This is a genomic window from Stieleria varia (assembly GCF_038443385.1).
GTDB lineage: Bacteria > Planctomycetota > Planctomycetia > Pirellulales > Pirellulaceae > Stieleria > Stieleria varia.
In genome coordinates this window covers 9665990-9691833 of the sequence record NZ_CP151726.1, presented here as the reverse complement: position 1 = coordinate 9691833, position 25844 = coordinate 9665990, and the positions used below count along the sequence as shown (strand labels likewise).

Sequence of the window (25844 nt, the reverse complement as noted above, 5' to 3'; positions counted from 1 at the left end):
AATATTTCCCTGTTTGCCGGAAATCCGTTCGCCGGAAATCCGACCGTCGCCGTTTGCTCAGGTTGGGCGACGGGAATTGACAGATGTTTTTGACGATTTAGAACCAAATCATGCCAAATACCGAAAGTGCCAAGAAGCGGCTTCGACAAAACGAAAAGCTTCGTATCCAAAATCGTTCGCTCCGCAGCCGCTTGCGTTCCCAACTGCGTCGCGTTCATGAAGCCGTCAAAGCGGGCGATCACGCTGCGGCTCAAACCGAGTTCCGTACCGCTGCGAAGCGTTTGGATCAGGCTGCCAGCAAGAACTTGATTCACAAGAATGCCGCTGCTCGCTCCAAGAGCCGCTTGAACAAGATGGTGAAGTCCGTCGCCGGTTGAAAGACTTGCCGGTTGATTGACACGCCAGCCAGAAGATCTGCCAGCTAGAAAATCGGGTTGGCGTGTAAGCGATCCACCAGAACAAATCCAACGCAGCGACCGCGTTTCAATGACGTGGTCGTTTTTTGTTGCGCGGTCCGGCCAGGGCTTTCGCTAGTGCTGTTCAATCGTGCCGGCGATGCCGTGCCCCGCACCCGGAGCAGACGCCGTAGCCGCGGAGCATCTGAGTCCCGCACTCGTGACATTTCCAAGGTGCTTCGCTGATCGTTCGGCGTTGGACCAGAACACGCCGAGCATCGTCTGCTTTGTCGGCCCGGACCATCACCAGGATGGACTCGGGCAATTCAAGTTCTGTCGGATCCAGGTTCTCGTGCGTCCATAGGGCATCAGAAATCGGGTCAAAGGTAAAGCTGTCGACGCCGTGAGCGGACAGGGCCGCGGCGACATCGGTGGCCTCGTGCTCAGAGCGACAAACGGCAGCGACCACGAAACGGGCACTGTCGCGGGAAGTTTCATTGAGGAAGTGTTCTGGTTTGACGGAATCCTTGGGGAGGATCACCCCTTCGCGGTCAAGTTTTTCAATCGTGGTGCCGAAGTGATCTGACTCCGCGGTCGCGGAGAAGGTGGCCTGCAAGGGCAGCATTTCATTGGGCGAGACCTCCCTGGAGGGTGAGTCATTAGGATCGGTCCAATGACGCACCAATTTCGGTTGTACGACGCATCGCCGGATCGTTCTCCACACATCGCCGGGTGAACATCTCTGTTGCCGCATCTGTGCGAGCAGGTCACCGAAAATCAGCCCGTCGTTGAAAGCGACATCGGCGGGAGTGGCTCGCAGATAGTCCTTCATTCGATCTCGCAATTCTGTCAAACCAGAGAGGTATTGATTCAGCGATTGTTTTTCCGCAGCACGTTCCGCTTCGCGCTCCTGTTCTTCGTCGATCTGTGCTTGTAAGCCTCTCACGCGTGCGCAGATTTCGTCATCGATCGGTGAGTCCGTACAGGCGGCGTAGATCTTGAGAATGTCAGGCTCCAGGTCTGACAAGAATCTTTGGTAAGCCGCGATCGCTTGCTCGTAGAACTCACCTTTGATGTTGTCGATGACGTACAGGTCGTCGCTCAAGGCCGCTTCTCTGCGGCGCGTCGATTCGATTGCTTCGTCGATGCGTGCCAATCGTTCACTGGCCTGTTCCCAGACTTGTTGTTGCTGTTGAACACCGTGTTGCTCGTTGGCTTTCCGGCGAGCGGATTCCAACTCACTGAGCAATTCGCGATAGCGGCGTTGTTTTTTTTCAATCAAGTCTCGCAGGGCAGCGGGTGCGGCATGCAAGTGCTCGAAGCTTGATCGGGCATTGTCAAAGTTGATTAACTTGGCAACCCAGCGATCCCATCGCCGCTGCAACCCCCGGCCTAGGTATTGGGGTGTCCCGTAGTTTTGCTGTATCAAGTAGTTAAAGAGGTGACATTGTTCATACGCGGGCAGGTTACGCTTGGCACACTCATTGGTGCGTTCCAGTTCGGTCAAGCAGCATTCGATGTCGACGTCGATGGCTGCGATCTCGTCGGTTGCGTTTCGGATGGCCGGATCGTCACGCAAGACCTTTCGATAGTTGCCCAGTTTGCAAGACAGAACCACTCGTTCGTGGTGCAGTGATTGCTTGGCAGACTCACGTTCATGTTCAAGTTCCAATCGGTGTTTCGTCGCTTGCTGCAGTTCCTCTCGCAGCATCCGGCGTCGATCATTTTTTTGCAGCAGCAGGTCACGAACCTTTTCGCGGACCTCAGCCCATGAATTCTGCATGGATTGATGATTTAATTCCGGCAGATAGTGCCGAGCCAGTTCCACCAGCGCGTTTGATCGCTGTTTTGCGAGCCGACGCATCCGAGTGGCAGCATCGATGCCGGATCGCTGCACCGCATCGAGCCGATGCTTGGTGCGAACGTTTTCCGCGTTGATCTGACGAAACAACTCAAAGGGGCGTGTGAACATGGAGGGTGGCAAGCGAACAGGGCGATGGCGGGTATCCGTCAATTAGAATCAATCGGGGATAAATTCGCGAACAATGTTAAGATAACGCGATACCATGAACGTTCCGTAGCGTTTCATTACGACTCAGTTCGAGTATCGCAATGTTTTTGCGTAGCGGCTATCAGGTTTGAGAACGGCTTTCAGTGGGGAGAAATCAGTGACGCAAAGACTGCGTGTGCTTGTCGTCGACGACAATCCGCAAGACCGGCGGTTGGTCATTCGCGAACTCAAAAAAGCGTTTCCCCAATCCGAAGTGCTGGAAGCGATCGACCAAGAACAGTTGGACAAGATCCTGTTGACAGAACAGTTTGATCTCGTCGTGACGGACTATCACCTCCATTGGTCCGACGGGATCCAGGTGTTACGCAATGTCAAAGAGCGGTCACCGTACTGTCCTGTGATCATGTTTACTGCGACCGGCAACGAAGATGTCGCTGTAGAAGCGATGAAGCATGGTCTGGACGATTACATCATCAAGAGCGTGAAGCATTTTGTCAGGCTCAGGGCGGCCGTTCGAACGGTGGTCGAATTTGCTCGAACCCGCAGCCGAGTTGAACACCTGACGGCGAGGCTTGAATCGGTGCTTTCTCAACTGAGCGTCGGTGTCTTCTCCTGTGACCCTGCAGGCCGATTCATGGAAGTCAATGACGCGATGCTCCAGTTACTGGGATACGAGTCCGCTGATCAAGCCACCCAGTCTGGGCTCGTTTCTTTGTTCCCAAACACTGAACAAGGCAACCGGTTCTTGCAGTCGATCCGGGAATCAGACCAAAGACAGGAGTTTGAAATCGAGCAAGACACCGACGAAGGCAGGAAATGCTATCGAATCACTGCGAAGAGATCTTCGGCCGAGTTTGAGCCGGTGTTCATTGATGGCTTGGTGGAAGACGTCACACAGCTCAAAAACTTCGAAATCGAAATCCGCCAAGCTGCCGTGGCGTCCGCTCAATTAGCGATGCTATCTCCTCGCGAAAGAGAGGTGTTTGATGAAGTGGTCTCGGGCAAGCCGAACAAGACGGTGGCTCGCAAGATGCAAATCACGGAGAAGACCGTTGAGAAGCACCGCGCAAGCATGATGCGCAAACTTGGAGCTCGTAGCGTTACCGATTTGGTTCGACTCGCCATGCTGAGCCAGTCACCACTCAGTAGGGAAAACCCGCAGTAGGGTTATCCAGAAAATGGTCAAAAAGACGTCAGATTGACATCTGCGCGTCCTGGATTTCTTGAGATGCTCCCCGTGCCTCGATGAGGTGCGTCGGCGAACAGATGCACCGCTCCGCTTGCCGGACATCGAGGCAAGCAGAGAGCTGGGGCATATCTGCTTTGGGGCAACAAAGTTTTGGGGCAAGCGTATTGGGGCAAAGAGTTTGGGGCACCTTCATGCCTTCGTCGGCATAGCAGTTTCTTGTCCATTGAACTGTGTCGGGGCAGACACAAAAAGTCACATCGAAATTGCTTGCCGACGAAGGCCTTTTTTGCCACTCTGGCATTGCGTAGGTCAGTCACTCTTGGCTGATGAAATATCCGGGCCAGCGCTGGGCTGCTCAAAGATTGGATTTGACACTGCTATTTTTGTCAATGTTTTTGTTCCACCTGTCGCAATCAAAGTGAGCCTCAGGCGCTAGCCGTGGGCCGGTACCTCAATCCGCCCCGGGCCCACGGCTAGCGCCCGAGGCTCACTGAGGTCCACCAGCTTCGCCGGCAGAAGGGACATAAACTTGCGCAAACCCACATAGACACAACACCAAAATTTGCGCAGTCCAGCGATATCTGCTTAGCAACGGACAATCAACAAACCACTAGCCGGCAAACTTGGCTAACGACCGATCCAAGATCGATACAGCGGCATCGATGTGAGCGGTCGTTGTGTTGACAGGTGGAGGCAGGAAACGGATCCTGGCGGGGTTCCCTCCGCAGAGGAATCCCAGCAGGCCTTCGTCGTACATGATGCCCATCAAACGTTTGGCATCGTCAAGGCTACCATCACCGGGCGTGAAAGCGATCATCATGCCTTCACCATAGGGTCCTTTGATTTGACCGGGATATTTTCCCGCCAAGTTCGTCAACGCGTCGACAAAGTACCGGTGTCGTGACATGTTGCCGCCGTCGGCGCCAAAGCAACCTTGGGCTTGAAGCCGATCGAGCATCGCGATGCCCGTGGCGATCGACGAGGATGCACCGGTAAACGTTTGGCTGAGGATGGGCGCTTTGGGTTTGAACGCGTCTCCGTAGAGGGTCGCGCAGACCTGGGTGATCTTGCCAACAGTCACAATGTCCGCGAAACGATCCAAACCATAGTGTTGGAAAGCAAAGGGTTGCGAGGTTCGCGAAAACGTTTGGACCTCATCAAAGATGATCGGCACACCGGCTTGGCGAAGCGGTTCGCAGAGTGCTGTAAAGAACTCGGTGCTGCCGCCAAAGTAACCGCCTTCGCCCGCGATCGGTTCGGCCCAAAACGCGGCGTAGCGTCCGGGGTGCCTGGCCAGCAACCGATGCAATTCGTCGACGGCCCACTGCTGGCTGCGTTGGGGGTTTACCGGATCCAGAAAGGGCAAGTAGTCCACCGCGAGCGCCAGTGGCAACCCGGATCGGTAGGCGGCGCGGTCTGTTACCGACGCCATCGCGAGGGTTCGACCGGCGAAGGCGTTGTCGAACGCGATCACTCGGTCGGCAGGTGCCCGATGGTGAAGTGCGATCTTCATCGCGTTTTCGTTGGCCATCGCCCCGCTGGTGGACAGCAGGCAGTGCTCCAGTTTGGCGCCACCGCTGCACGCCAAGGCAGTCAGGCGTTCCATCATCTCGATGCTCGGCGGATGCTGTTGCAAGTTGCCTTGCATGACCGTGTCTTCCAAAGCTGCATCGATCGCCGCATCAAGGATTTGAGGATCGCTGTGTCCTGCTCCATGGACTCCGATGCCACAGATGAAGTCTAGCTTGACGCTGCCGTCGGCCAACTCGACGTAGGGGCCGTTGCCAAGACCGGAGGACAGGTAGGGCCAGATCGGCGGACCACCGCGAACGGCTGTGATGCGATCGAGCAATGACTGGTAAGACTGAGCCAATGCCGGATCAGCAGGACGCACGTCGCTCAGCGCCGCACCGTGATCGGCCACCGCCTGACGGATCAGCTCTCTCGCTTGAGCGATTCGAGGGTCGGACTTCAGCTTGGCGGAATGCAAATGGTCGGTGACCGGGTCGGCCGATGGCGATACAGCTTGGTTCAAAGGGGCGTTCTCCGCGAAAGGCTCTGTATGAGATTCGATAGGTGAGATTTGATCGTCATATAGGTATCGTCGCGGCTCGGCGTCTTGCTGCGCCGCTGACGATTACCCCTGATGGTAACCTCTGACGGCAAAAAGGTTCACCCGCTTTTTGATCGAATCCGCGCGACGACCTGCTCAACGACATCCGACCAGTCACCCATTTGAGACTGTCGCACCAAACGCAGCGACGGATACCAAGGCGTGGTCTCACCGCTTTGCAGCCACCGCCAATCGGGGACCTTGCCGAGCATCAGGGTGGTATCAACCCCTAAGGCACCGGCCAAGTGCACCAGGGAGGTGTCCGTGGTCACGACGAGATCGAGATTCTTGAGCACCGCTGCGGTGTCCGTGAAGGCGCCACCGCTGGTGTCGATGTCGTCAGGTAGCAAGTCGATCGAATCGGCAAAGGAGCACGTTGTCAGTTGGTCGCTGCCGAATCCGAATTGCAAGTTCACCAACTGAATGCCCTGGATTTCCGCAAGCGGCGCTAGGGTTTCCAGCGGCATGCTGCGGTAGACGTCGGCGTGATGGCTCGGATTGCCCTGCCAAGCGATCCCGACGCGAAAACGACCTTCGGCACCCAGTCCGTTCTGCTCCATCCAGTGGTGCCAATAATGGACCAGGGCGTCGGAAACATTCAAATAGCCACGATGGGTTCCGTGATCGACAAACGCTTCTGGCGCATAAGGCAACTCGCCGGTCATTTGGTACCAGCCGTCGACGGCATCAAACAGCGAGGCGTGGAAGTCCACCGGTGGAGCGGGCGTTCCCAGCGGCAGCAGGGATTCCACGCCATGGACCGAGGTGAATAGCGGAATCATCTTGGGATCGCACATCAGGGCGACACGCGCGCCGGCTCGATACAGAACGTCGGCCATGCGGACCAAGTGCATTTCGTCCCCTCGGCCTTGCTCGGGAAACAGCAAGATCGTTTTGCCTTTGATCGGTTCGCCGCTCCAGGGCGCCGACGTGCGAATGGGTCGCTGCACTCCGGGCATTCGCCATCGCCAACGGTACTCCGGCCATCCCCGGTCGTTGTCTCCTTGCAGCAAATAAATGACGCCGAGGTTACGGTGCAACTCGGCTTCATCGGGTTCTATTTTGAGACCTTCCTCGTACCAACGCAGACCGCGATCGATGTGGCCGCTCCAGATCCACAGTGTGCCTCGGTTCTTGTACGCCGAGAGGTACTTGGGGTCCTGCTGCAAGGCATTGGCAAAGCACGTTTCCGCTTCGTCCAATTCGCCCAACATGCGGAGCGAGTTGCCCAAGTTATTCCAAGCGATGGGGAATTCACTTCGCAACGTCAACGCCGCGCGATAGGACTGAGCCGATTCCTCAAACCGCCTGGAATCGAACAGCAGGATGCCCAGATACACCAGGGCTTCGGGGTTGCGGGGTGCTTGCGCCAGCACGTGTCGATAAACCCGCTCGGCTTCGGGCAGCTTGCCGGTCTGATGGAGCTGCCATCCCTGCTGTAGAACTTCGGCGATCGTGGGCATGGATCATCAAACGTGAAGAAGAGAAATGAGATGTGGGAATGCTTTGTGCCCCAAACGAGCAGCACACTGGCAGGTGTGAAACACTGTTTCGTTTGTGAGGGTAGAGATTCTGATCAGGTTTGTCCAACGCAGGGCGTTTGTCATCGCGTCAAACAAAAACAGCGATGGTCGTGAGCGACCATCGCTGTTGAAATTGTTTGTCGTTGCCGATCGATACTAATCGAGGAAACCGACTAGGTCCTGGCTGCGGCTGGGCTGTTGCAGCTTGCGAACCGCTTTGGCTTCGATCTGACGGATCCGCTCGCGGGTGACCTTAAAGATGTGGCCGACTTCTTCCAACGTGTAGCTGTAACCATCGCCCAAGCCGTAACGCAGTTTGATGATTTCGCGTTCGCGGTAGGAAAGTGATTTCAGCACGTTGGTGATGCGGTCACGCAGCATCTCTTGAGTCGCGCCAATTTGAGGGCTCTCGGCCGCGCCGTCGGGCAACAGGTCGCCGAACTGGCTGTCTTCGCTGTTACCGACCGGTCGATCCAAGGAGATCGGGAAACGGCTCATCGTCAGTACCCGGCGTGCTTCTTCGACGGTGACGTCGGCGCGGCGGGCGGTTTCTTCGATGGTGGGCTCACGACCAAGTTCTTGCAGCAGTTGACGGGCCACGTTTCGCACACGGCTCATGGTCTCGACCATATGAACCGGAATCCGAATCGTACGACTCTGATCAGCGACCGCACGGGTGATGGCTTGGCGAATCCACCAAGTCGCGTACGTACAGAACTTGAATCCACGACGGTACTCGAACTTGTCGACCGCACGCATCAGGCCGGCGTTGCCTTCTTGGATCAAATCCAGGAACGACAGGCCACGGTTGCGATACTTCTTGGCGATCGAAACGACCAAACGCAAGTTGCCTTCGCTGAGTTCCCGCTTGGCTTGCTGGTAATCGGCGTAAACGTGCCGCAGCATGCCGACGCGGTTTCGCAGCGAGGTGGGTGTTTCCTGGCACGCGGTCAGAATCTGACGGCGTTCGTGCAACAGGGACTCACGGACGTCACGGCCTTGCTTGGTGCGCTTTTGCTCAGCGATCTGTGCGTCGATCTCGTCCAGTCGGGCCGAGAACTTGGCCAACAGCTCGATACGCGTCTCGATGCGTTGAGTCCGCAAACCGAGTTCTTCGATCAGACGTACGGCGCGACGACGACGACGACCCAGGGACCGCCATGCTTCTGCGCGACGACGCTTGGATGCCGTCTTGCTCAACGCGACTTTCCAGTCGTGACGGTTGCGACGCAACAACGTTTGCAGGGTACGCAGGTTGTGCGGTAGACGGCCCAGGATCTGTTCTTTCTCCAAACGATCGGTCACCGAGACTTGCACGGTGCGGTCGAATGGCAGTTGCCCACGGAAGACCTTTTTCAGGGTCTTGTAGGCTTCGACCAAGACGTAGTGGTTTTCCAGCAGCTTGGTGCGGAAACGACGACGTGTTTCCTCGATGCGTTTTGCCAGCTCGATTTCTTCGCGACGGGTCAGCAGGGGAATCTCACCCATCTGCGTCAGGTACATGCGGACCGGATCGTCCGACCATGTTTCCGTCTCGTCGACGGCCATCAGCTCGTCGGGGCTATCAAGCTGAACTTCGCCTTCGGCGATCTGCGAGGGAGTGACATCAACATCACCTTCTTCGCCATCGTCGATGGGTAACTTTCGAAAACCGCCTGTGACCGCCTCGGCGCTCTGTGCGGCGACGTCTTCAAAATCGTCCAGTAGGGTATGAAACAAAGTAGCTGCTCCTGATGGAACGGATCAATGAATGCGGATGAGGGGGAACTTGAAATGGGGCGTCGAGTGAACGCAAATTTTCAGCGTTGAAAATATTTCAGTGTCGAAAAGGTTTCGGTATCGAAAAGGTTCAACGTCGAATGCAGTGCGTGGCAAGATTCGGATCCGAGACTCAGCACACTGCTCTCGCCCTACGTTTCCGAAAACTCTACCACCCCCGTTAGGTTTCCCTGACCGTGCTTGTAAAATGGAAAAACTTTCTGGTTGGTTCGGTCCTCTGCTTTGCAGGCGACTCTCTGTGTTAGCGGGGTTGGCGCATACGCTCGGTGCAAAATCTGAGCGAAACACTCCCCAAGAACAAAAAAGAATCACCGCTACAGCGATCATCCCGATCCGTCGAAACAGTAAATCGCCCCCAAATGCGATGAACCAATCGAGACTCGTCCGCAGGATCGCCAAGGTCAACCGAGACACCCGAGTCGATTCATGTGACATGAATCGAACCAATGCTCGACGCTTGACGTATTTGTGCCAGACGTTCGTTTCGTTCCCCCCGATGGGTGCGCCTACAGCCAATGGCTCGGGCCGCCGTCCTGGCAACACTTGACAGTTCGAACCACTCAGGTTGCAGTTTGAATCCATACAAACTGCGGGGACGAACGAAACAGTTCGCTGTTGGTACCGCGGTGCATCAACAGATGTCCGGCTCACAGAACAACCACATGGGGTGGTGCTAAGGGCGGGAGCGGCGTTGTCGGGTGGTGGGCCAAGTGCTCGTCTTCGATTCTAGTCACCGACTATCCACGGTCTAGGGACCACACCTTCAAATCGTCTTCATAATTTCATCAATGTATCTGCTGCCTTGCCCAAATTGCCAAACGGAACTCACGGTCTCCAATGCTCAGGCCGGTGATCAACTACCGTGCCCCTCTTGTGGGGAGATGGTTGCCGTGCCGAAGCTCGGTCAGTTGAAGCAGTTGCCCACCGCCGAGCCGACACCAGACGCCTCGACCGGCCAGGCCCGCGCGGCAAAGGCGAGGGGAATGAGCACGGGTGCGACGATCCTGTTCTCCGTGATGGGGCTGATCGCCGTGATCGGGCTCGTGATTGGCGGATATTCCGGGATTCGCTGGAGCATGCTCGAGACACCGCAAACGTCAGAGGATCACATCGCCAGCGTCCGACAAGCCGTCACCGAAGTCGAACCGGCGATGATGGTCCGCGAATTCGAAGACATGGAAAAACTCTCCATCGATCTCACGGCCCCCTACGGATACAAACGTGACGCACGCGAAAAAGCTCAGTGGGGTTGGAGCGCGGTGGTCGGAGGTGGAATCGGTGTCCTTGCGATCGTCGTCGCCGCCGCCGCCGCGACACTTGGACGAGAGGACAAACAAGTCGGCTAAAAACTGGCGGCCGACTCGAGCGGACACTTGGTGATTGTTCCCAAATCTTGCCGGCTGTTGGTTTACTGAGCCGACGGCGCTGGCCGCGGGCCTTATGGTGAAGACGCACCCCTTCGAAGCCCGTGGCTAGCGCCATCGGCTCACAAGAATTGCGCAACGCGCTCAATCAAAAGCCCACTAGTGCATCGTCCGGTCTTGATTTTGGGGTTAGCCGTTTTGGCGTTAGCCACGGTTGTGTCACGAAAACCGTGGCTAACGCCAAAACGGCTCATCTGCCGAACCCACGTTCTAAGACTGGACGATGCACTAGTGATTTCAAGGCGACTGTAGCGGAGTTTCTCCATTGGGTGATCTCAGCCGGGTTTGCGGATCAGCGCGTACACGACATCTTCACTGGTCGCGTCAACCTTGATGGGGTGCTTGAGGTCGTAACTGAAGTCATACGTTTCCGCGATCCGCCAAAGCTTGCTGCGGTCGATCAATTCCGCCATCTGGTCGACCGTATAACTTCGCAGCACCAGCTCGTCTTCGATACGAAAACTTCGCGACGGGCTGTGAACGTCGAACCGAATCCCGAAACGTTCGACGCGAGTCTTGCGGTTGCGACTGTTGGTCCACATGTGAGTCGAGACGGCCAAATGCCCGCGCCGCGCCGACCAAGACTCTGACTCACTGGGCGGCGCCTTCGTCGGTGTCAGGTGAACACCCAACAAATAAAGCCCGCCGACTCGAATCGCGCGGGCCATCGATTCCATGTGCCCCATCGCGGCCGCTTCGCTGTCCAAGTGCCGGAAACTGTTGATCGTGTTGAACGCAACATCCCACTTGCCCCGGACTTTGAAATCCGACATGTCCGCGACAAAAGCGCGATCATCGAATCCATGTCGGGCCAGCCTGGCATTGCAAAAATCCACGGCCGCCGGATTGAGGTCCAAACCGCCCACGGTGTAGCCACGTTTTGCAAGCGAATGTAGCAAACGTCCGGTCCCACAGGCCGGCTCAAACATCCGCCTGGCCGGGCGGCTCAAATGCCGCTCGGCGCAGCCTAAGATGAACTTGGTCTCCGCGGCACAGTCGGCACCAAATACCAAGTCGTAATATTTGGGGTGGTCGTAAATCGATTCGTTGAGGATTTCCATGGCGAAATGATAGCGAAACCGCCAGTGGTGTGGCAATTCGCCTGAGCTAAGTCGTAGGTCATGCTGTGCATGACGAAATATTGTTTCGAGTTGCCAAGAGATCTATTCCATGGGTGCGTCTTCGGCGATCCACAGCCCACCAGGATCTTGAAAACGCAACACCGTGAAACGGTCAACGACGGTAGCGGGCGGTCGAGCGAAGCGAACAACAGGACATCCACAAGACGTGTCAGCAAATTGAAGCGACGCTACGCCTGGATGCAAAACAGGGGTCTTGCCCAGGGAGTAGCCGAGAGGTTGTACGCGGTCATTGCGTTTCGATGAGCTGTCTATGTAACCGCGACCAAGGCTCAGGTAACCCTTTCCCTCCACTGAATCGACGGAGTACCTCGCGTCGCCTGGAATCGTCCATCAACTGAAGTGATCCATGTGTACCGGATGACACCCCGGCCACCGCCTCGATCCACTGATGCAACTCTGGAACATACCCTGATTCATCGCTCCACTGGAAATCCGATAAAGCAGCCATCTTCCACGTCAACAACTCACGTTCCGTAGCGATATATAGGGTTCCGTCAGCGGCACCAAATTCGACATCGTCGACTGGTGAATGAACCGCCAGTCGTTCAGAACACGGAGCACCGTCGAGCGTTCGTAGGCATTGCACTCCAGACTTATCTGCCACCACGATTCGCTCTCCCTCCTTGTCAAATTTGGCAATCAAAACGTCCTGGATCGGTCCCCATAGTCGTTCCAGACCCTCTGGTGTGATCCGCCACAGACAAAGTGTTTGCTCAGGGTCAGACTGTACCCCACATTGTCTTGTCCAATAAGGCGGTCGTTTTGCAAGCGTGATGAGAAAGCGACCAGACGGATCAAACTTTGCGGCACTGACAACGCCATCATGGAATGCATCGCGAGTTGCCCAGCTCGTTTCCGAACGGACTCTAACCTGTGACGTACCCGTGAGGGTAATCAGATCTCGCCCTTCCCGGCTTACGGCAAGCGGTATCGTGTCGGTGGGCAAATCAAACTTCTCCAGCAGTTCACCTGTTTTTGCATCGAAACGCTCGATGGTGTCCGTACGAGAGATCAAGACGCTGCGTTCATCTTCGGGAACCAATACCGCGTTTGCGTTACCGCGTGATTTGCGATCGGCAATCAAAAACTCAATCAGCGACTTGCGCGATAAATGCGAGATTTCCCACTGCGTGTCACCTCGATCACCCATGATAAGTCTCTCATACTCACGTCGGACCGTTGCCACGGTGCGATCCGACATATCGACTTGCGTCAAGAGATGTCCCGAAGGGTCGAGAAACGTCAATGCCGGGAGTGAAACTGTCGCGTTTTGTATTTCGACGGGAATAGTGTCGGACTGGCTCGCGTCGGTGACATGGAAATAGAGAACCAGGTCTCCAGCGAATTCACGAAATTCGGGGGTTGCAAGCACATCGGATTGAAGCCCCTTGCACGCCCCGCACCAAGTGCTCGTGAAATAGCAGAGCACGAGCTTTCCTTCTGAACGCGCCGTAGCCATCGCCTCTTCGAAGTCGGTGAACCAGTTGACGTTTTTTCCAAATGGTTCAGACAACTTCTTTGCGACCTCGTCTGGGTTTGAGGGATTGTCGAACAGGCCGATTTTGTCGTCTAAGCCGGATAATTTCGTGAGTGTTAGATTCGGTCGATCTTTGGGCAGGGCGACTAATTTTCTTTCTCTCGCGTTCGCTTCGTCGGCGGATGGCAGCGGATCCGCTATCGAAAGGCCCGGCCATGATGACACCTGACCTTTTTCATGTGCAGGATCATGCGACATTGCACCATCGACGAAACCAAGAGTACTGACTTGGTAGGCGGCGTTAACCAGCCACAGTTGTTCGTTGAGCGGATCGAATTTCAGTTGCCGTAGGGAAGACTCGATCGATCTTGATTGAACAGAAACTGGGTACCGATCGATCGGCCATCGCGTCGCAATACCATCTGTTCCAAGAGTAACCAACGATGTCCCGTTCTGATCGATCGCAGCGAATGCAACATTGCTGTGATCATGAATTGGTGTCCGCGTTCCGGAGACCAAGTTCCAGGCACTAAGCTTCTGCTGACTGTCTGTTACGAATAAAAGCTTCAGTGCGGTAGAGCAAAATGAGTCATTGATTTCACCGTGAAGATTAATCTCTGGGCCGGTTCTCCGCAAAGTCGACGTGTCCCATCGCTCGACAATCCATTGCAGGTCATTCGGCGAAGCACACTCTCGCCCATCTCGCAACCGCAGGGTCACCAGCCATTTTCCATCTCTGCTCAAATGAATGGTTTCGACCCTGTCACTGAGACTCGCGTAAGCACTCGCAGCATCATCTTGTGACTGAATCCGCATTTGCTGGGAGAAGCTACCGCTGTTCGCCAGAGAAAACACGTTCCGCGAGTCACCGAGGAAACTCACATTCACAAACGGTTGTTCCCAAGCGATCTGACCTTCCGAGATCGTTTCGCCCGTACGACACGACCGAACTCGAATGACAAATCTCGGATCTAGCGATTCATTGTCGCTTTCTGTCGCCTCCTCAACGATTTCGATCGAGAGAAATTGAGATAAATCACTCGTCAAGGAATTCGATGTCAGTGGCAACGTAGACGAGACCGTCTCCACCAACATGCCTTCGGAACTCCAAATCTGAATCTTTGGCTCGCTTGTCGAGATCAAGATGCGACCAAGCTCTTCAACGAACAACACCGTTTGAATCGGCGCGTCTACCGACAATTGACAGACTCTTGATCCATCACTCCATTTCCAAACAAATACTTTCTCTTCGTCGGTGACGACAACCAGGAATTGCCCGCTTGCATCAAACGAGATCGTCCGCACGTTTTCATCGTGCTCAAGAACAGTCTCTGTGCCTGCATGGCAGCAGGTGACATTCGTCCCGTTGCTCACCGCTAATGCACTGCTCGCGGAATTCATTGCGAAAACCGACTGTGGAGTCACGAAGTCACACGCGAAAATCTCGACCGGTAGTCGTAAGTCTTGTCGCGGGTGATTCGTGAGCGTGGAAAAGATACTCTTGGCAACAGGTCCGCTGCTCGGATCGAATCGGAGAGCCTCGTTCCAATACCCGAGCACTTCGTTCCATGTGGTTCGTCCTGGGAGCGAAGCTTGTGAAGCCGCCTGTTGCTGAAGACCTGCGAATAGCATATTTCGGCCGCGAGCATAGGTTGACTTTGCAGCGTCAGCCAACAGTGCCTTATTGTCGTCTTGCAGCGACGCAATTCGCTTCATTGCCGCTTGAGCTATGCTGGCTGCTTCCTCGGCCTTTGCCTTGGCCACCTTCGCTTCCTTCTCGTTCGTCTTGGCACGCTCTTCATTTTCCCGAGCCACTCTTTCTGACGCGACAGCCTGATTGCGTTGACTCCAAGCGAACACTCCGGTCGCGGCGGCGGTCAAGAGAATAGCGGCGAGCGATCCAAGAACCGCGTTGCGCACAGTCATTCGCCGCTGCCGGATCACTTCCGCTTGCTTGGCAGCGATTTCGATTTCCGAATGGCGGCGAATTTTTGATTGCTGAACGATTGGAACCAAAACGTCGTGAGTCAGTTCAACTCTCGAAGTCCCACCACGCTCGTCCAATGACAGCAGACGCATTTCGACGAGTCGGTTGATGACTTCATCGGGAGCGGCGACCTGTCCGTTTCGCAAGTCCGCCCACGCGGTGTCAAGGGATACAGACTCACGGTGCAATCCATTCTCGGAAATCAATTCTTCTTCGATGAAATCACGAACCTTTCCGGAGAAACCGCCGATGCACTGACTATAGAAATCGACCAGCACATCCGGTGCGGATTGCTGGACATCTTTACATTTGACCGTTTCCGCCCCCTCAGCGATCCGGCGCTCGTTGATCTGCTGACAGAGAAGATTCAGTAGCGGTGGAATATTGGACAATTCTGTCAGCGGTGCTGTGGCATCTGCCCCGGCAGCGACACGGACGATCTCTCTCGCGGTTTCGTCGTCCATGATCGGTACAGCAGTGGCATCATTGAGACAACGAAGCCGTGACGGCTCACGAACCGTGTCGAGAGCTTGAATCCCTGAGAGCGGGAGCAGTTCCATTCGATTTCTCATCAAAGAGGGAATCTCGTGCCGCCATCTCTCGAGCCAGTACAGATAGTCGTCGCGTAATGTGAGTAGGATTTTGACTCGACTCTGCGATCGAACCAGCCGCTCTGCAAAGCGGGAATCACGACGGACTCGTTCTACTGTGACACCCGTCGGCCGATTCTCGATCAACCCTGCAAGCGACTCGATGAAATCGGCGACTTCCGTCCCATCGTGTCTCGTCCCGTGGACGCCAACCTCTTCGAACTGGTCAAAAATCAAGACCGGGATCGGCAATTCTGCAGCCTGCTCAGAGTGTTCGATCTCGGTCGATTGGACGCGGTTTGTCTGTCCCGCTAAACCGTAAGTGGGGTCATGAAACAGTTCCCAAAGAGACATTTCAGACGGTCGTGCAATATTAATGCCCATCGCCTGACAAACCTCGTCTACTACTTGAGCGGACAGGCACGCAGAGGAGTCTTCATAAGTGAGGCGGATATGAATGGGTACGAATCCCATCCGGCGTAGATCAGGAGTGAGTCCCGCTCTCAGGAGCGATGTTTTCCCCAGTCCCGACTGACCGTACAGTACGGTCAGCGTGCTGTGGCCGACGCACTGCAGCAATTCTTGGATTTCGGCATTGCGTCCAAAAAAGAAACAGCGATCACGCTCTCGAAACGACATCAGCCCTGGCCAAGGGCATTCGTCACTCAAGGAATCGGAGTCAGTCCGACGTCCAATGTGACCGCCTGCGCCGTTCAACGTTGTGGAACGGGTTTGACTCATGATTTATCCTCAGGCTGGATTCGGATTCGGATTCGACTTGCGAACTGTTCTGTAACGATTCCATTGGGCAAATGCGTTTTTTGAGCGGTAAAAAATTCGGGCGGCTCGCGTACGATCTCAGCATGTGCGAGGTCGTCAATGATCACCGGGTGGTAATAGGAACCTCGATCGAAATGCGATATAGATTTCACACGCTCGGCGGCCCAAGAACGCTCTTTGTGAAAGTACGCTTCGACGGTCGAGTTGGTTGTGCGAGAGATGACGGAGATGAATCTTGGGCAGCGCCGCATCACCGCATCCCGTAATGTATTCTCCCAGTCCATTCCGTTGCCGAGCCTCTCCTTGTCCAGCCACACCTTGACCCCATATGCCTCCAACCCATCCTTCAGGTTAAACGCCGCTTCTTTGTCCTCGGTAGCGTAGGAAATGAAGACACCGTCGTCGGGTTGCTGCCGACCGCCATCGCCGATCCGCTGAAGGTCCGTCGATGACTTTGCCTGAGGTCTTGTATCGGGCGGGTATCTCTGTTCCCAGCGACGAGCCAGCTCAAAAATGAAGTCACGAGGTTCACAGGGGATGACTTTGATCTTTTGATCGACGGTACCAAAGAACATCACCAAACCGTCCAGCGATCCAGCACGCTCGTTGGAGTCCGCGATGTAATCGCGTCGCGAGAATCCGTTTGTAAACCCACTTTGCCTCGCGGTGCGAACAAAGAATCTCGCCAGCCAGTCCGAGAAATTCGAACCAAGCATCAAGAATCGCACCTTGGGATCTTTCAGCGCTCGGGAGAGATTCCGCATCACGTCCATGTGCTGATTGAGTCCCAAAATGAACTCCAGGATGTCGTCTTCCCATACAGCATAGTCTCCGAGTTCTGTCGCTTGCCCCATCAAGTGAAACACGCTCGAGCCATGCAGATGACTGAGCGGCTGAGGAAGATCCTTTAGTCTTGCGTTTGGCGAGTAGGAGTAAACTTGTGTTCGCGTTTCACCACCATAGCGGACTGAATCGATCGCCTGTCGCAACAACGGGTCGAATGTGGTGGAGAGAAAATGGTGAAGTCCTGCAACAGAAACCAATCGTCGAAGCGTTTCGCCCGGCTGCGGCTTTTCTTCAATCAGAATCTGATGAATGCGGGAATGAATTTCGTCCCGGTCACCTCGGTTTAACAAGTGTTGAACCACAACTTGACTGACGGTCGGATCGTCCGCGAACTTGGTTGAATCCAGTGCCAGACGTTGAATCAATCGTTTGGCCAGCCAGCTATCAACCAGCTCATCATTTGGCCCTACAGTGGTGACATTCCAACCGGTTATCGGCAATACCGAACCGTTCTTGATACCGACGACCAAGTCGTGCCAAAAATCGTCGTTACCAACCGGATCTTTAGTCCTTGATTGATACGAGTCAGTCGCGTCAGCTTTCGGCAGCATTAGAATCGTCCTTCACCAAGTTATCATGACCGAATCAACCGATGCAAACCAGTGTAACTGATGGGATAGGAATTTCACCCATCAGTCCTTTTTGTGCCGGCGTCCAGAATCCCGCCTTGCCTACTGGGGACAGACGACTACCGATATTAAATGACACTCATCACTCAACATCACAGGAATCGTGTGTTGGTCCTCATGCTGCCAAAGTGACGTGGCATAAAAGTGGTCTGTCTCCACCAGTTTCAGCAGTTGGACGAATTGCGGCACGTCTTTCTCACCGTACAGTCGTAGGTCATGCTGTGCATGACGAAATTCGGATCGCTCCTCTTCAACCCTGGTGGCCTAGTTCCCAGGAGAAACTCTTCGTGAGGCCCGGTGCGACTGGGTTGTGATGAACGGATGGCGTCATGCAAAGCATGGCCTACCGGAACTTTTCGCGATCGACCCAAGTGATCAGCGAACCGGTGCCAAGCCCAGTGCGCGGCGGATCAAGCCGATTTGGCCGGCGTGGATCTGTTCGTGAAGCGGACAAAACAGAATCGCGCCGAGCTTGTTGGGATAAACCGCGTAAGGCATCTCTTCGGATTCAAGCAGCGTCTCCACGCTGATCTCCACAAGTGTCTTCATCGCAATCGCGTGGACACGGTCCATGCGGTCACGAAGCTCGCTCGCACTGAGCTGCTTGTCGATGTCACTCGATGGCGTCGACCCGCGTGAGTAGGCCTTGCGAAATCGGCTCGGGATTAACTCAAGGTCTTCGTCTTGACGACCTCGCAGTCGGAACAGCAGCAGTCCGTACTGGCTGACGGTCAGGTGTCCGACTTGCCACGCGATGTTGCTCGGCAATCCCGACGGGATATCGAACCAAGTCTCCGTGGGCGTCTCGTCGAGCAATTGCAGCGTGTAGTCCCGTGCGTACTGGATCTGGCCGATCGCAGCGGTCAGCATTTGGGCGGCTTGTTCAGCGGTGGGAGCCGGTTGGCTTTCAGGTGAAGGAGTGTTCATGCCCGAAATGATAGCAGCCCGTGACTACGACGCGACGCGGGTGTTCTTGCCGCTGGGGGCCCGTTTCTTTCTCGGCGGTTTAGAAACCAATTGAATCAGCGGCAGCACCGTCTTGCCGCCATGAAACGTTCGGCGACCTTCGATCGTGTGATCAAAGACGAACACGCCGGATGCACAACCGGGGCGAACCGAGACTCGCAGAATCGCCGGGTGACCGCACTCGTTGCAACGGACCCGCAGACCGTGGTTCTCCAGCATCGCTTGGATCGTTTCGACCAATTCCCGATTGGCGGCGATCGAACCGAGCGACTGACCTGCCATCGACGCCAATTGTTGCTGAATGGCAATCCGAATCGATCGCTGCAGCCGATTGAGTTCCTGCTGCAGCCCACCCAAGGCGGCCCGGGCGTCGATCTCACCAGTGACCGCCTGCGAATGATTCACCCGCGAATGATTCGCCTGGGCTTGGTTGTCGGCGCCCGCGTGACCGTCAAAGGTCGCTCGGTCATCAGGTGGGGGTGTGGTCATGCAGTTCCTGTGAATTTCTCTCTGGACGAGTATATACAATTTGTATAAACTGTCCACCGACACGGAGGCAAAAAGCGGAATAGCGTCGAGAAAACGGCCGAATCCGCGGTTTGACGAGGGGATCTGGATTGGTTCACCGCGGGGTGCTTTTGATAGCAGCACCGCCGCAAATGGGCCGACCATCCGCCAGAACCGACACACCACGCCCCCAGCGCGACCGAATCGGCATCTTTGTCGCAGGTCAACATGGAAACGCGTGTGGGATTTCAGTACTGTCGCCCAATTCACCCGATCAAACGCTTCCCTATCGCAAGCAAATCGCCAACATGTCGGTCAACCAACAAACCGTCGAAGAAACCAAGGCACAGATCCGTGGCTTGGTCAATGAAATCGCGGCCCTCGCCAAAAGCGGTGCGACCGCCGAGGAGTTTTATCCCGAGTTGTTGACGCGGGTGATCACGGCATTGGCGGCGGCGGGCGGAGCGATTTGGTTGCTGGACGACGATCGCCAGTTGAAGCTGCAGTATCAGATCAACGCGGAGCCATCGATTCTGTCGAGCGATTCCGACGACGCGACCCGTCACAAGCGTTTGATCCAACGCGTGGCCAATTCGGGCCAGTCCTTGCTGGTGCCTCCTTACAGCGGAACGACCGACGGCGATGCCGAAGGAAACCCGACTCGATATCTACTCGTGCTTGGCTCTCTCGCCCACGACGGCCAGAAAGACGGATTGATCGAAGTCTTTCAGCGTCCCGACACGGCTCCGGAAACCCAACGCGGTTACTTGCGATTCCTGGAGCAGATGTGCGGTTTGGCGGCCGAATGGCTGCGAAGTCAAAAGCTGCGTGCCTATGGCGATCGTCAAGTTCTGTGGCAGCAAGCAGACTCGTTCGCACGCGCCTCCCACGAGTCATTGGACCTCAAGGAAACCGCCTACATCGTGGCCAACGAAGGCCGCCGGCTGATCGGCTGCGACCGCGTCAGCGTGGCGATCAAGAAAGGCGGCAAGTGCAAGGTGCAAGCGATCAGCGGCCAGGACACGATCGAAAATCGGTCCAACATCGTTTCCGCGCTGAACAACTTGGCCACTCGCGTGGTCGCAGCCGGCGAGCCACTTTGGCACGACGGTACCACGGAAGACTTGCCTCCGCAGATCGAAGAAGCCCTGGAAGACTACGTCGATCAATCCTACGGTCGAAACATCGCCGTGCTGCCGTTGCGTGAGCCACAGAGAAAGCTGGGCACCGAAGAAGAAACCGGCGCAGCCGGCGAAATCGATCGCGACAACGCTCACCGTGGCGAAGTCATCGGCGCTTTGATCATCGAGCAAATCGAAACGGACATCCCCAAAGAGATTTTTCGCGCCCGCTGTGACCTCGTTTACGAGCACGGTACCCGCGCGATCGCCAACTCACGTTCGCACACCAACCTGTTCTTGATGCCCGTTTGGCGGGCTCTCGGCCGCGCGACTTGGGTGCTCCGGGCTCGCACCCTGCCCAAGACCATCGGCATCGCCGCGTTGATCGCATTGGTTGCCCTCGGTTTGATCTTCATCCCCAAAGATTTCAACCTCGAGGCCGAAGGCACGCTGCGACCGACCGAGCGTCGTCAGGTTTTCGCGGCTGTTGATGGCGAAGTCATCGAGGTTTTGGTGACTCACAACACCAAAGTGACCAAGGGCCAAACGCTCGTTCGACTGCGCAATCGAGATTTGGAGATTCAGATCGCCGATTTGCTGGGTCAGCGACAGACCACCGACACGGAGCTGAGTCGGGTCTCGGCGCAGTTGCGAAACCGATCGTTTGATCCCAGCGAGCGCCAAGCGTTTCAGAATTTGCAGGGCGAAGAGAACGAGTTGCTGACCCAGTTGAAGGTCATCAATCAAAAACTGGCGCTGCAGATGGAGCGTGACAAGCAACTGACCATCACGTCGCCCATCGACGGAATCGTGACGTCTTGGGATGTCGAGCAAACGCTGCGAAGTCGACCGATCATGACGGGGCAGGTTCTGCTGGAAATAGCTAACTTGGACGAACCCTACTACCTGGATCTGGAGTTGCCCGAGAAACGCGAGGGTCACTTGGACCAATACATCCATGAGAATCCAGACAAGAAGGCTTTGGATGTGACCTACATTTTGGCAACCAATCCGAGCGACGACCCGATGACCGCGTCGTTGGATTTGGACACGATCTCACGACGCGCCGAATCGCACGAAGAGCACGGGGCGGTGATCGAGATGAAAGCCCAGCCGGTGCAGGAAGAGTTGCTGAAGATGGATCCGCGACCGGGTTCGAAAGTGATCGCCAAGATCAAATGTGGCCGACGTCCCAGCGGCTTTGTGTTCTTCCACGAAATCTACGAGTGGTGCTGCAAGTTCTTCTTCTAACACCAACCCTCTTGCTCACGCGTCCTCAAATTTCACCGCCGTCAGTTTCTCCTTCATTCCCAAGACATCACGATGCGATTCCGACTTCCCAACATCGCCGTCATGCTTTCCGCTGCGGCCACCCTGGCATGCGCTTGCACGGCTATGATCGTCCACGCCCAACAGCCGGCACCCCCGGAAACCGAAACTCCTGTCGGCATCGAAGCCGAGCACTGCATGGTGCAGTACATCAACAAGACGAGACTGCCGGCCGAATCGCAAGGCAAGCTCGTTAAGTTGAATGTCGAAGAAGGCATGACGGTCAAGAAGGGCGACGTGCTGGCGGTGGTCGATGACAAGCAGTCGCAATTGCAATTGCAATTGAAACAAGCCGAAGAAAAAGAAGCGGAACTCAACGCCGCCAATGACGTCAACTACAAGGACGCGGTCAGCAGCGCGCTGATCGCCAAAGAAGAAGCCAAGGCATACGTCGATTTGGGCAAGAAGGGTGCCGCGCCGTCGTTCGAAGTCGAAAAGAAAATCCTCGAAGCCCAACGCGCCGACTTGCGAATCGAGTTGGCCGAACTGCAGATGAGAACGGCAAAGGCTGTTTATATGGCCAAACGATTCGAAACGGAACTGGCGAAAAGCGACATTTCGATGCGAGAGATCAAAGCAGACTTTGACGCATTCGTCGAAACTCGCATCGCTCAGTTGGGCGAGTGGGTCCAGCCCGGCAGTCCCATCGCTGAACTGGTGCAAATGGACCGGTTGAGAGTGGAAGGCGACATAAACGCTTTGCGTTACGCCGGTTCGGTCAAGATCGGTACTCCCGTCAAGATCCTGATTACCACCGGTACCGGTGATGGCGAAGACCGTAGACTTGAGATCGATGCGGTGATCGAGTACGTCAGCACCGAGTTGGACATGAATCACCAATACCGCATCTGGGCCAGTATTGAGAATCAACGTGTGGGCAACGACTGGGTGATCAAGCCAGGCATGACCGCTCGCATGATCATCATCCCGGCCAAACGCTCCTCAGGCGGTCAAATCTTTTGATCGTTGCTTTTTAGTCTCGCTGACCATTCCTCGCTCTCGATTCTCATCCTCCCGTTCCACGCTGATCACCCCGTCCCGTCATGACCACGCTCGCCGAATCCCTTGTCAGCAGTTCATCACGACCGCTGACGGTGCGCCGGCGTCCAGACCTGACCGGCAGCCGTCACCGTTATCAGGGGACCGGATATTGGGTCGTCAAAGAGCCTGTCGGATTGCAGTACTATCGTTTTCACGACGAAGAGTACTTCATTCTGAACATGTTGGACGGGCACGTCAGTCTGCAGCAAATCAAAGACGGTTTCGAGCAGCGATTCGCACCGCAGAAAATCACCTTCGGCGACCTGCAACAGTTCATCGGAATGCTGCACCGCAGCGGTCTGGTGATCAGCAACTCGCCCGGTCAAGGCAAAGCGTTGCGGCATCGCGGCCGCAAGAAAACGAACAAGGAACTGCTTGGCAAATTCACCAATGTGTTTGCCCTGCGGTTCAAAGGATTTGACCCCGAGAAGATTCTCAACGGCATGCTGCCCTGGTTGGGTTGGGTGTTCACCGTCCCCGCATTGATCTTTTTCTGCTGCTTGTGCGCCGCTGCGGCGATGCTGTTGGGCAGCCAGTACGAGACCGTGTACGCGCGTCTGCCGTCGTTCCAGCAGTTCTTTGCCGCCGATCGATGGTTGATCCTCGGTGCGACGATGGCGATCGTCAAAGTCATGCACGAGTTCGGGCACGGTTTGAGTTGTAAGAAATTCGGGGGTGAGTGTCACGAGATCGGCTTCATGCTGCTCGTGTTCACGCCCTGTCTGTACTGCAACGTGTCCGACTCCTGGATGTTGCCCAACAAGTGGAAACGGGTGTGGATCGGCGCGGGCGGGATCTACGTCGAGATGATCCTCGCTTCCATCGCCACCTTTGTCTGGTGGTTCAGCGAATCGGGAACCGTGGTCAATGACTTGTGTCTGAACATGATGTTTCTCAACGTGGTCAGCACCGTCCTGGTCAATGGTAATCCGCTGCTGAGATTCGACGGTTACTACATTTTGATGGACATGTTGGAAATCCCCAACCTCCGTCAAAAGAGCACCGAAGTCCTTAAGCGTGGCTTTCAGAAACTTTGCTTGGGCTTGGAACTGCAAGACGACCCGTTCTTGCCGACCCGCGGCAAATTGTTCTTTGCCTTGTTCACGATCGCCAGCGTCATTTATCGCTGGGTCGTCGTGTTCTCGATTTGTTGGTTCGTGATCAAAGTTCTGGAGCCCTACGGCTTGGAAGCCATCGGTCGGATGGTCGCCGTCATCGGTTTCGCCGGCTTGGTCGCTCAGCCCATCATTCAAACTTGGAAATTCTGCCGAACTCCTGGGAGGCTTGCAAAAGTGAAACGTTTCAATCTGCTGGTCTCGCTCGGCGTGTTCGCAGCCGCCGTCGCGGCCGTGTGCTACATCCCGCTGCCCCACCACATCGATTGTGCTTTCCAAATCGAACCCAATGAAACCGGTCGCGTCTACGCAGGCTCGCCGGGACAAATCGTTTGGACCGTTCAACCGGGTACCGAAGTCAGCGCCGGCGACACGATCGCTCAACTGAAGAACCCAGAACTCGAATTCAAGCTCGCCGAACTGGAAGGCCAAGAGCGAATCACTCGCGTGCGATTGGAAAACCTCGGCAAACAAATGCGATTCGATCGCTCGGTTTCCGCCCAGATCCAAACCCAAGAAGACCTGCTGAAATCGACCATTGAGCTGAAAGCCAAGACCAAAGACGAATTGGACCGTTTGACCATCAAAGCGCCCATCAGCGGTTTCATCATTCCGCCGCCTCGTCGACCCAACCAAGACGCCGGAGACGGACGCTTGCCCTCCTGGCACGGCTCGCCCTTGGACAAACACAATATCGGAGCGATGTTGACTTCAGAGGACCTGATCTGCGAAATCGGTTCACGTGACAACTTCAAAGCCGTCCTGGCAATCGATCAAGGTGATGTACAACTGGTTCGTGCCAATCAATCCGTCGACATGAAACTTGATTCGCGACGCCTGGAAACCTTCAGCGGGACGATCAAGGAACGTTCCATGGAACCGTTGGAGGCAACGTCCACTTCGATGGCCAGCCAAACCGGCGGCGACCTGCAAACCGAAATCGATCCCACGACCGGCCAAGTCAAACCGCGGAGCGTGACCTATCAAGGATTGGTGCCATTGGAGATCAAAGAATCGGACTTGCCCTTTCGACCTGGATACCGAGGCAGCGCGAAAATACATGTCGACCCCAAGTCACTCGGACAACGACTTTGGAGAGTTATCGCACAAACCTTTAACTTTGAATTCTGATCGGAATGTTTGGCACCGATGATGGTGCATTGAGTCTCACCAGACTACGCAAACCCCGTCGCTTAACTCCCGTTTGTTTCAATCCACTTTTCACTTCTTCCTAATTGATCCACGATCGGTTTTCGATGTTTCTGTTCGCCGTTACGATACGCTTCGCAGCGTCGCGACAAGCGGATGGTTGCAAGAGACCGTTTCTCGGTGCTGATGACGAGCGTTTCGTCATTAGCGATTCCTTCGTTTCCCCCGGCTCATGATCGTTTTGAGAATCCACTCCTAACGGGCCTGACCGAACCACACCGTCTTTTGGAGACAATCATCCATGGCAGAGAACACTGACAAGCCAGCAGCAGCAGCACCGGCCGCCAAAGCACAAACCCAAACTCAAGAGCCCGTTCAAGTTCAGGTCAACGACCATGACGCGCTGGCAACGTATGCCAATTTCTGCCGCGTCACCGGATCACCCGAAGAACTGATCGTGGACTTTGGTTTGAATCCTCAACCGATCGGCGTGCCAAAGGATCCGATCGAAGTCAAGCAACGCATCATCGTGAACTTTTTCACCGCCAAGCGATTGTTGGCCGCGTTGCAAATGTCGATCGCCCGTCACGAAGCCGTTTTCGGTGTCTTGGAAACCGACATCAACAAGCGAGTTCGTCCCGGCCTGACGCAACAGCAACAAGCTCCGGCTGCTGCTCCCGCGAAGGACGCCTGAGCCTGACCTGGATTGATCCCGGCAACGCATCAATAAG

Annotated in this window: 16 protein-coding genes; 7 read left to right on the top strand and 9 right to left on the bottom strand. The window is 55.5% G+C overall.

Translation table 11 applies throughout. The annotated features are described in order from the left end of the window. The first annotated feature begins 110 nt into the window (after window positions 1-110). A complete protein-coding gene (gene rpsT, locus Pla52nx_RS32720; RefSeq protein WP_146523015.1) occupies window positions 111-377 on the top strand; it encodes a 30S ribosomal protein S20 in 267 nt (88 codons plus the stop codon). Between the two features lie 163 nt (window positions 378-540). Here the strand turns inward: rpsT and Pla52nx_RS32715 are convergent, their stop codons facing one another. Further along, window positions 541-2367, bottom strand: coding sequence for a hypothetical protein (locus tag Pla52nx_RS32715; protein WP_231742662.1), 1827 nt, complete (start codon window positions 2365-2367; stop codon window positions 541-543). 196 nt (window positions 2368-2563) lie between these two features. Between Pla52nx_RS32715 and Pla52nx_RS32710 the strand changes: the two genes are divergently transcribed. Further along, entirely contained in the window at window positions 2564-3571 is a 1008-nt protein-coding gene (locus Pla52nx_RS32710; protein ID WP_197455038.1) for a response regulator, read from the top strand. Between the two features lie 634 nt (window positions 3572-4205). Here the strand turns inward: Pla52nx_RS32710 and Pla52nx_RS32705 are convergent. From Pla52nx_RS32705 to Pla52nx_RS32695, 3 genes are all read right to left on the bottom strand, one after another. Beyond that, window positions 4206-5630, bottom strand: coding sequence for an aminotransferase class III-fold pyridoxal phosphate-dependent enzyme (locus tag Pla52nx_RS32705; protein ID WP_231742669.1), 1425 nt, complete (start codon window positions 5628-5630; stop codon window positions 4206-4208). 137 nt (window positions 5631-5767) lie between these two features. Further along, window positions 5768-7171, bottom strand: coding sequence for a tetratricopeptide repeat protein (locus tag Pla52nx_RS32700; protein ID WP_146523018.1), 1404 nt, complete (start codon window positions 7169-7171; stop codon window positions 5768-5770). 216 nt (window positions 7172-7387) lie between these two features. Next, window positions 7388-8950: a sigma-70 family RNA polymerase sigma factor gene (locus tag Pla52nx_RS32695; protein WP_146523019.1), complete on the bottom strand. Its 1563-nt coding sequence runs from the start codon at window positions 8948-8950 to the stop codon at window positions 7388-7390. A gap of 950 nt (window positions 8951-9900) precedes the next feature. On the opposite strand from Pla52nx_RS32695, the gene Pla52nx_RS32690 reads away from it, so the two are divergent. Continuing rightward, window positions 9901-10356, top strand: a complete 456-nt coding sequence (locus Pla52nx_RS32690; protein ID WP_146523020.1) for a hypothetical protein — start codon at window positions 9901-9903, stop codon at window positions 10354-10356. 353 nt (window positions 10357-10709) lie between these two features. On the opposite strand, the gene Pla52nx_RS32685 is transcribed toward Pla52nx_RS32690, so the two are convergent. The 5 genes from Pla52nx_RS32685 to Pla52nx_RS32665 all read right to left on the bottom strand — a co-directional run bounded on the left by Pla52nx_RS32685 (window position 10710) and on the right by Pla52nx_RS32665 (window position 19340). Then, the gene (locus tag Pla52nx_RS32685; protein ID WP_146523021.1) at window positions 10710-11495 is read right to left on the bottom strand and encodes an SAM-dependent methyltransferase; all 786 of its coding nucleotides are present in this window, start codon (window positions 11493-11495) and stop codon (window positions 10710-10712) included. 307 nt (window positions 11496-11802) lie between these two features. Further along, the gene (locus tag Pla52nx_RS32680) at window positions 11803-16371 is read right to left on the bottom strand and encodes a thioredoxin family protein (RefSeq protein WP_146523022.1); all 4569 of its coding nucleotides are present in this window, start codon (window positions 16369-16371) and stop codon (window positions 11803-11805) included. Beyond that, window positions 16368-17807, bottom strand: a complete 1440-nt coding sequence (locus Pla52nx_RS32675) for a toll/interleukin-1 receptor domain-containing protein (protein WP_146523023.1) — start codon at window positions 17805-17807, stop codon at window positions 16368-16370. Before Pla52nx_RS32675 ends, Pla52nx_RS32680 begins: the two co-directional genes overlap by 4 nt. A gap of 453 nt (window positions 17808-18260) precedes the next feature. Continuing rightward, complete coding sequence (locus Pla52nx_RS32670) at window positions 18261-18812, bottom strand: DinB family protein (RefSeq protein ID WP_146523024.1); 552 nt, start codon at window positions 18810-18812, stop codon at window positions 18261-18263. Between the two features lie 24 nt (window positions 18813-18836). Further along, entirely contained in the window at window positions 18837-19340 is a 504-nt protein-coding gene (locus Pla52nx_RS32665; protein WP_231742678.1) for a hypothetical protein, read from the bottom strand. A gap of 170 nt (window positions 19341-19510) precedes the next feature. On the opposite strand from Pla52nx_RS32665, the gene Pla52nx_RS32660 reads away from it, so the two are divergent. The 4 genes from Pla52nx_RS32660 to Pla52nx_RS32645 all read left to right on the top strand — a co-directional run bounded on the left by Pla52nx_RS32660 (window position 19511) and on the right by Pla52nx_RS32645 (window position 25807). Beyond that, window positions 19511-21730 carry a biotin/lipoyl-binding protein gene (locus Pla52nx_RS32660; protein ID WP_231742680.1) on the top strand — a complete coding sequence of 740 codons (2220 nt, stop codon included), beginning with the start codon at window positions 19511-19513 and terminating at the stop codon, window positions 21728-21730. A gap of 72 nt (window positions 21731-21802) precedes the next feature. Continuing rightward, window positions 21803-22771, top strand: coding sequence for an efflux RND transporter periplasmic adaptor subunit (locus tag Pla52nx_RS32655; protein WP_231742683.1), 969 nt, complete (start codon window positions 21803-21805; stop codon window positions 22769-22771). A gap of 80 nt (window positions 22772-22851) precedes the next feature. Beyond that, entirely contained in the window at window positions 22852-25095 is a 2244-nt protein-coding gene (locus Pla52nx_RS32650; protein WP_231742686.1) for a hemolysin D, read from the top strand. A gap of 319 nt (window positions 25096-25414) precedes the next feature. Further along, window positions 25415-25807 (top strand): DUF3467 domain-containing protein, encoded by a 393-nt coding sequence (locus tag Pla52nx_RS32645; RefSeq protein WP_146523025.1) that lies wholly within the window; start codon window positions 25415-25417, stop codon window positions 25805-25807. Window positions 25808-25844: the final 37 nt, after the last annotated feature.

Bases quoted from the DNA above. Each gene is read 5' to 3' on its own strand.
- rpsT (WP_146523015.1), top strand. From the start codon at position 111: ATGCCAAATACCGAAAGTGCCAAGAAGCGGCTTCGACAAAACGAAAAG.
- Pla52nx_RS32715 (WP_231742662.1), bottom strand. From the start codon at position 2,367: ATGTTCACACGCCCCTTTGAGTTGTTTCGTCAGATCAACGCGGAAAAC.
- Pla52nx_RS32700 (WP_146523018.1), bottom strand. From the start codon at position 7,171: ATGCCCACGATCGCCGAAGTTCTACAGCAGGGATGGCAGCTCCATCAG.
- Pla52nx_RS32685 (WP_146523021.1), bottom strand. From the start codon at position 11,495: ATGGAAATCCTCAACGAATCGATTTACGACCACCCCAAATATTACGAC.
- Pla52nx_RS32680 (WP_146523022.1), bottom strand. From the start codon at position 16,371: ATGAGTCAAACCCGTTCCACAACGTTGAACGGCGCAGGCGGTCACATT.
- Pla52nx_RS32675 (WP_146523023.1), bottom strand. From the start codon at position 17,807: ATGCTGCCGAAAGCTGACGCGACTGACTCGTATCAATCAAGGACTAAA.
- Pla52nx_RS32670 (WP_146523024.1), bottom strand. From the start codon at position 18,812: ATGAACACTCCTTCACCTGAAAGCCAACCGGCTCCCACCGCTGAACAA.
- Pla52nx_RS32665 (WP_231742678.1), bottom strand. From the start codon at position 19,340: ATGACCACACCCCCACCTGATGACCGAGCGACCTTTGACGGTCACGCG.
- Pla52nx_RS32660 (WP_231742680.1), top strand. From the start codon at position 19,511: ATGGGCCGACCATCCGCCAGAACCGACACACCACGCCCCCAGCGCGAC.
- Pla52nx_RS32655 (WP_231742683.1), top strand. From the start codon at position 21,803: ATGCGATTCCGACTTCCCAACATCGCCGTCATGCTTTCCGCTGCGGCC.
- Pla52nx_RS32650 (WP_231742686.1), top strand. From the start codon at position 22,852: ATGACCACGCTCGCCGAATCCCTTGTCAGCAGTTCATCACGACCGCTG.
- Pla52nx_RS32645 (WP_146523025.1), top strand. From the start codon at position 25,415: ATGGCAGAGAACACTGACAAGCCAGCAGCAGCAGCACCGGCCGCCAAA.